Below are 7,182 nucleotides of genomic sequence, written 5' to 3' on the forward strand. Positions count from 1 at the left end.
CACCGGGAGGCGGAGCTTCCCCTGCATCGCCGGCAGCGCCACGTCCGTCCCCGCGAACGCATCCAGCCCCTCCCACAGCTCCTTCCCCGCCGAATCGAGGTAGACGATACGATCCCTCGACGACAGGACGGCGTACCGGATCTCGTCCTTCCAGCGGAGCGGGGTGAACGCCAGAATGAAGGTCCCTTCCGGGAGCGGCAGGGCGCCGTCCCGGTTGCTGACAGCCACCGAGCCGGACGGATCGAACGTCATCCGGTTGACCGGCCCCCGGTAGATCCTGGCGGGATCGGTTTCCTGACCCAGGAGGACGATCCCCTCGGGGCCGAGATCGGCCGTCCGCAGGATAAACGGAAGGTCGGACGCGATCCGGCGGTAGCCACCCTTCTCGTCGTAGCGCCAGATATCGGACAGGACCTTGCTACCCGCGAACCGCACCGACAGGATCTCCGCCACTCCATCCCGGTCGATGTCCCGCGCGTCCAGGTGGAACAGCCCGGGCCCCGCTTCGGGAATCCGCGCCTCCTCCCGGAGATCGTCCCCTTCCAGCCCGTAGACCACGATCCCGGAATCGTAGGCGGCCGCGACCTCCATTTTCCCGTCCCGGTCGAGGTCGGACATCGCGACGGACACCACTTCCCCGGGAATGGCCGAGCTCCGGGAGATCGTCCCGTCGAAGCGGAGGACGCCGCTTCCTCCATGCCCTCCCGTACCGAAGAAGAGGTCGCTCATCCGGCGGGCCGCTTCCGAGCCCAGGCCGCGGAACAGGGAGACGTATCGCTCGGAGCCCGCAGGAAGGTCCTCCAGGCGGTCCGATACGACTACGGTCCTCCCCTTCCCGGGATCCTCAACGGGCGCCAGCGTCACGTCGAGCGTCACCCCTTTCCCGATCCGGGAAAGGGTCCCCCCGACGATGTAGGAAGCGCCGAGCGACCTCGCCTTTCCCCGACGGGCCTCCTCCGTATTCTCCGGGATCGGGGAGGCGGGGGACCGCACGTCGAACCGTTCCCCCAGCTTCTCTTTAAGCGCCTTCTCGAGGATAGGGACCGCGGGGAGCAGGACGTTGTCTCCCGTCGCGGGAAGGACTTCCGGAGGGAAGAGGGCGACGACCTGCCGCGCGGCGTCCGCGGGCAGGGAATAAGCGGCCAGGATCGCGAGAACGAAAAGGAGCCGCTTCATCTTAAAAGGGACGAGATCTTCTTGAACTCCGGGGTCGCCGCCACCTTCAGGAGCTGGAACACCGCGGTTTCCATCGGCACGAGCCGTACCCCGGCGTCCCGCATGGCCTCGATGCCGCTGCGGTGGTTGTGCGGATACCGGGAGGACACGCCGTCGTCCAGCACGAATACCTCGTAGCCCGCGTTCAGGAGGTCCAGCGCGGTCTGGTAGACGCAGACGTGGGTTTCCATGCCCGCCAGGATCACCTGCCTGCGTCCCGTCTTCGCCAGGACGGAAAGGAATCCCTCGTCCCGGGCGCAGCTGAACGTCGTCTTTTCCACCAGCTCGTGCGGTCTCCCCTCCAGCGCCTGGAGGATCTGCGGGACGGTCCGCCCCAGCCCCTTGGGATACTGCTCCGTGAGGAGTATCGGGACCCCGAGAACGCCCGCCGCCTCGATGGCGACCACGATGTTCTTCCGGGATCGCTCGTACAGCTCCTTGTCGATCGCGGGGACCAGCCGCTCCTGGACGTCGATCACGACCAGCGCCGCATCCTCCCGCTCGAGCACCCGCTTCATCCGCCGCCTCCCCTATCGCTCCAGTTCATCCGCCGCAGCGGATGACCTCTTCCGTCAAGACCGTCAGCTTCTCGAAGCCGTCCCGGGTCACGAGATACGTATTCTCCAGGCCGGCCGCCCCCTCTCCCGGGAAGACGAACTTGGGCTCGAGCGTGAACGCCATCCCGGGCGCGAGCTCGGTCTCCATCCCCTTCGCGATGAAGGGGAACTCGTCCACCTCGATCCCCACACCGTGCCCGATGAATTTCGTATTATAGCCCGGCGCCCCCATGAAGTTGTCCCCGAATCTCGAACGCGCGGCGACCGCCATCCCCGCCTCGTACAGCTCCCCAGCCACCGCTCCCGGACGGATCCCCGCCTCGATGGCCCGCATCACCTCCAGGGAAAGGAGATGCGCCTCCTCCATTTTCGCCGGCATGGCCCCGATGCTGTAGGTTCTCGCCATGTCCGCAAGGTATCCGCCCTGCGACCAGATCAGGTCGACGATGACCGGCTCGTTCCTCCGGATCGATCGGTATCCCTGCCCCGCGGGCGAATAGGGGTTCAATCCTTTTCCCGCCGTGGGGGTATCGGCGAAGGAAGGGACCGCCGCGTCCGGCCCGGAGATCACGCACCCGATCCCGATGTCCTGGTTGAAGGCGCGCATCCGTGCCGTGCCGGTGTGCCCCCCCGCGAGCGCTTCCGCCTGGAGGGCCGCCTGCAGCGCCATCTCGGTCGTGCCGGGCCCGATCTTCCCTTGCGCCCCGGAGAGGAGGGACGCCAGCCTGCGCCCGCATTCCCTCAAGGCATCCGCCTCGTGGGGCGACTTCACCGCCCGCAACGCGCGCACCAAGGGGGATACGTCCTCGGCCGCCGCCCCGGGGAAGAGCGGCTGGAACCGCTGGAAGACGGCCACGGGAAGGACATCCATCTCGTAGCCCACCTTGCGGAAGGAAACCCCCTTTGCCGCAAACCAGGCCGGGACCTCCTTCGGGCTCCGGATCCTGACGACCTCGGAAAGGGGCGATTCCTCGCGGGCCCGTTCGTGGACCCTCCTGCAGAAGTATGCCGCCTCGCCGTCCGCGGGAACGATCAGGATCCCCTGCTGGATCGAGCCGGTGAAGTAGAACAGGTCCGCGTTCTGGACGATGAATGCCGCGTCCAGCCCCTCCTCGCGGAGCTTTTCCTGCAGCTTCCCGATCCGGCTCCGGATCTCCTCGCCCGGCGTCAGCGCATACCCTTCCATCTCAATCCCACTTTCTCAGGTCGAGGATCTTCTTTTCCCGCTCCTCGACCTCCCTTTCGGACATGTAGCGGACGACGCCTCCCAGGCGTGTGATTCCCCGGGCTTCCTCGACGATCCGTTCCGTCAACCGGGTGGAAGGATCGACCCCTTTTTTCAGGACGACCCGGATCTCCAGCAGGTCCTCGTGGCCCGTCCGGGACACGAGAAACTGCGCCGACGCGATTTCCCCGACCTTCTTCTCGAGCTGGGAGACCTGTTCCGGATGGACGAACATCCCCTTGACCTTGGTGACCTGGTCCACGCGTCCCACGATCCTCTGGAGCCGGTGGGAGGTCCTCCCGCACGGGCACGGTCCCTCATTGACAAGGGAAAGGTCTCCCGTGGCGAAGCGGACCAGCGGGTAGGCCCGGTTCGGGAGGGTGACCACGACTTCCCCCACGCTCCCCGGAACGACGGGCGCGCCGGTCACCGGATCGAGCATCTCGAGAAGGATCTCGTCCGGGATGTGCATCCCCGCGGCCTCCCGGCATTCGTAGCCTACCATGCCGACATCCGCGGTCCCGTACGACTGCCGGACCTGCACGCCGAATTCCCCCTGGAGCCGCGACCGCAGCGTATCCGGCAGCATCTCCCCCGCCACCATCGCCACCTGCAGGGCGAGCCCGCGTCCGGGGGCGGATCCGAGCTCCTTCGCTTTCTCCAGCAGCGTCAGGAGGAACGACGGCGTCCCCACGTACCCTGTGACCGAAAGCTCCTTCATTACCTGGACCTGCAGCTCGGTATTCCCGACCCCCGCCGGCACGACGGTGCACCCGATCCTCGAAAGCGCCTCGTCGAACATCAGCCCCGCGGGCGAAAGGTGGTAGCTGAAGGTGTTCTGGACGATGTCGCTTTCCCGGAATCCGGCCGCGAAGAACGCCTTCTCCCATCGCCAGTGGCTCTCGTCCCATCCCTCGGGATCGTACGTGGGGCCCGGCGAGACGTAGATCCGCCGCATCTTTGAAGGGGGCATGGCGGCGAGTCCGCCGAACGGCGGCTCGCCCTTCTGTATGTGCTTGAGATCGGCCTTCCTTGTCAGCGGGATCTTGTGCAGGTCCGGGACTTCCTTCACGTCCTCGGGCCGGACGCCCGCCTCGTCCATCTTCCTTCGGGCCGCCGGCGCATGCTCGTAGGCGTACCGGACGGTCTCGCGGAGCAGTTTCCGGCGCGTCTCCGCCCGCCGCTCCGGAGACATCGTCTCCCGTTCCTCGTCGTAATATCCCATCAGGCGGTCGATCATATTTTCCTCGCGTGAGAGAGCAAAAAGAGCAAAAAGAGCAAAACGGGGACGTTCATGAGTTCTTCCACAGTTCAGGGACAGAGATGAAACATCATGTCTGTCCCGCTTTTGCGGAAGAACTCATGAACGTCCCCGTTTTGCGTTTTGTCGTTCTTCTCTCAGGACAGCCAGCGTTTGCGGCGCTTGTAATGCTTGATCTCCCGGTACGACTTGCGGGAGCCCACCTCGGTCATCCCGAGGTAAAACTCCTTTACGTCCTCGTTGTTCATCAGTTTGTCCGTTTCGCCGTCGAGCACGACCTTGCCGTTCTCCATGATATACCCGTAGCTGGAGATGGAGAGGGCCACCCGGGCGTTCTGCTCGACGAGGAGGATCGTCGTCGTTTCCTTCTCGTTGATGTCCTTGATGATCCCGAAAATCTCGCGGACCAGCAGGGGGGACAACCCCAGGGACGGCTCGTCGAGGAGCATGAGCTTGGGGCGCGCCATGAGCGCGCGCCCGATGGCCAGCATCTGCTGCTCGCCGCCGGAAAGGTATCCGGCGATCCCCTTCCTCCGCTCCTTGAGGCGCGGAAAGTAGGAATAGACCCGCTCGTAATCGCCCTTGATGAGCCATTTGTCCTGCCGCGTGTATGCCCCGCACCGCAGGTTCTCCTCCACGGTGAGGTCCTCGAAGACACGCCGGCCCTCGATCACCTGGAAGATCCCCCGCCTTACGATCTCCTCCGCGTCCTTCCCGTTGATCTTCTCCCCGCAGAACAGGATCTCCCCGTCCGTGACTTCGCCTTCCTCGGATTTCAGGAGCCCCGAGATGGCCTTCAGGGTGGTGCTTTTCCCCGCCCCGTTGGCCCCGAGGAGCGCGACGATCTTCCCCGGCGGGACATGGAGCGACAGTCCCTTCAGGACGAGGATGACGTCGGAGTAGATGACCTCGATGTTGTTCACTTTCAGCATCGAATCAGATTCCCAGCCACTCCGCCTTGCGGGGCGGGGCCACCGTCTTCTTCAACACCAGCTTCCCCTTCTGCAGCTCCATGATGTTGACTTCCGTGAAGGGGCGGTGGTCCGTCGCCGTGAAGGTGATCTTCCCCGGGGTCAGGCCGCCGGTATCGAAATCCTTGAAGGTCTCCAGGGCGGCCTTCACGGACTCGCCGGTGATGTTGCCGCCGGTGGCCTTGTCCGCCCGATTGAGCGCCTCGACCAGCACCATCATCGACACGTATCCGCGGATGTAATGGGTCAGCTGCGGCTGGTTCTTCGAGATCTCCTTCAGGAGCTTCATGCCGGGAACGTTCGTCCCGTATGCCACGGATCCCGCCATTACGAGGGCCCCTTCCTCCGCCCCGTCGGCCAGCTTCGGCGTGCTCTCGTCGATCCCCCAGATGTTGCTGAAGAAGCGCGTGGTCAGCCCCAGCTTCCTGGCGTCCTTCAGGATCACGGCCGTGGAGTTGCTCGTCCCGCCGATCCAGGCGAAGTCGGCCCCCTTGTTCTTCACCGAAAGCATCTGGGAGTTCGCCTCGATCGCCTTGAGGTCGACGTTCTCGTCCCCGAGGACTTCGAACCCGATCTCCTTCGCGAACTCCTTCCCGCCCTTGATCGGGGCGATGCCGTAGGGGTGGTTCGGGTAGATGAAGACGATCTTGGGAGCCCGCTTCTCCTTCCACCCCTCCTTGAGATACATGAGCCCGGCGCGCAGCGCCGTGGTGTAGTCCGCCGCGCAGAAGAAGTTGTACGGGGCCTTCTTCGGGTCGGTCAGGTGTGCGGAGTAGGATGCGGAAATATAGGGGACCTTGTCCGCGGAGACGAACCCCACCAGCGCCTCGGTGTCGCCCGTACCCCACCCCTGGATCGCCACCACCTTCTCTTCCTTGTATTTCTTGTACTGGTTGATCGCCTTGTTCTTGTCGTAGGCGTAGTCGAACATCTGCATGTCGATCTTCTTGCCGTTGATCCCGCCCTGGGCGTTGACGTACTCCTTATAGGCCTGGACGCCCTCCGCGTAGGGCTTCCCGACGTCGCCGGTCGGCCCCGTCAGGTCCGCGAGGTGCCCGATCTTGATGTCCGCGGCCTGCGCGGTTCCGCAGAGAAGGAATGCCATGCAGACCGCCGCTGCCGTCACGAGAATCCTCTTCTTCGCCATGCTCCGATCCTCCTTCATGTCACGGAATGATGGTTCAGTACGAGAACGGGTACAGCTTCCAGTACGCCTTGATCATCTTCCACCGGTGCGCCAGCCCGTCCGGCTCGAAGATCAGGAACAGGATGATGATGGCGCCGAAGATCCCCTGCTCCAGCGCGATCACGAGCTTGGCGATGTCAGGGAAGGTCGCCCCGAGCGCGTTCGTCAGGACGGTGATCGCCTGCGGCAGCAGGATCATGAACACCGCCCCGTAGATCGAGCCCAGGACGCTCCCGAGCCCCCCGATGATGATCATCGCCAGGTAGTTCACCGAGACCCCGATGTGGAACTGCTCCGACGAGACGAACTTCAGCGAGTGGCCGTAGAGCGCCCCCGCCACCCCCGCGTAGAAGGAGGAGATGGCGAAGGACAGGATCCGGTACTTGAACAGGTTGATCCCCATGACCTCGGCGGAGATGTAGTGGTCCCGCACGCTCATGAAGGCGCGGCCCGTCCGGGTGCGCACAAGGTTGACGGCGAACAAAACCATCACGGCGGCGACCGCGAGCACGATGTAGTAGTAGGAGCGGTCGCTTTCGAACACGTAGCCGCCGATGGAGGGTCTCGGCACGACGATGCCGTAAGAACCGCCCGTCACCGACTCCCAGCGCAGGAAGATCCACTCGAGGATGAACTGGGACGCCAGCGTGGCGATCGCCAGGTACAGCCCCTTCAGCCGGAGCGACGGGATCCCGAAGACCATCCCGGCCAGCGCCGTCACGATCCCCGCCGCCGGGACGCCGACCCAGAACGGAAGCCCCAGTTTC

General features: G+C 64.7%; 7 protein-coding genes. All 7 read right to left on the minus strand.

Annotated elements, in window-relative coordinates:
* Positions 1–1,176, minus strand: a 1,176-nt coding sequence (locus AB1346_10985) for a VCBS repeat-containing protein (protein MEW6720963.1), incomplete at its 3' end; no start/stop codon positions are given.
* Entirely contained in the window at positions 1,173–1,733 is a 561-nt protein-coding gene (locus tag AB1346_10990; protein ID MEW6720964.1) for a hydrolase, read from the minus strand. The genes AB1346_10985 and AB1346_10990, both read right to left, overlap by 4 nt.
* A 25-nt stretch (positions 1,734–1,758) precedes the next feature.
* Complete coding sequence (locus AB1346_10995; GenBank protein ID MEW6720965.1) at positions 1,759–2,958, minus strand: Xaa-Pro peptidase family protein; 1,200 nt, start codon at positions 2,956–2,958, stop codon at positions 1,759–1,761.
* Position 2,959: 1 nt separating this feature from the next.
* Positions 2,960–4,237: an AMP-binding protein gene (locus AB1346_11000; protein ID MEW6720966.1), complete on the minus strand. Its 1,278-nt coding sequence runs from the start codon at positions 4,235–4,237 to the stop codon at positions 2,960–2,962.
* A 158-nt stretch (positions 4,238–4,395) separates the two neighbouring features.
* Positions 4,396–5,190 carry an ABC transporter ATP-binding protein gene (locus AB1346_11005; GenBank protein MEW6720967.1) on the minus strand — a complete coding sequence of 265 codons (795 nt, stop codon included), beginning with the start codon at positions 5,188–5,190 and terminating at the stop codon, positions 4,396–4,398.
* A gap of 4 nt (positions 5,191–5,194) precedes the next feature.
* Positions 5,195–6,376 carry an ABC transporter substrate-binding protein gene (locus tag AB1346_11010; protein MEW6720968.1) on the minus strand — a complete coding sequence of 394 codons (1,182 nt, stop codon included), beginning with the start codon at positions 6,374–6,376 and terminating at the stop codon, positions 5,195–5,197.
* 34 nt (positions 6,377–6,410) lie between these two features.
* A partial coding sequence (locus tag AB1346_11015) for a branched-chain amino acid ABC transporter permease (GenBank protein ID MEW6720969.1) occupies positions 6,411–7,182 on the minus strand: 772 nt, incomplete at its 5' end.

Source organism: Thermodesulfobacteriota bacterium (genome assembly GCA_040758155.1).
Classification (GTDB): Bacteria; Desulfobacterota; Deferrimicrobia; order Deferrimicrobiales; family Deferrimicrobiaceae; genus UBA2219.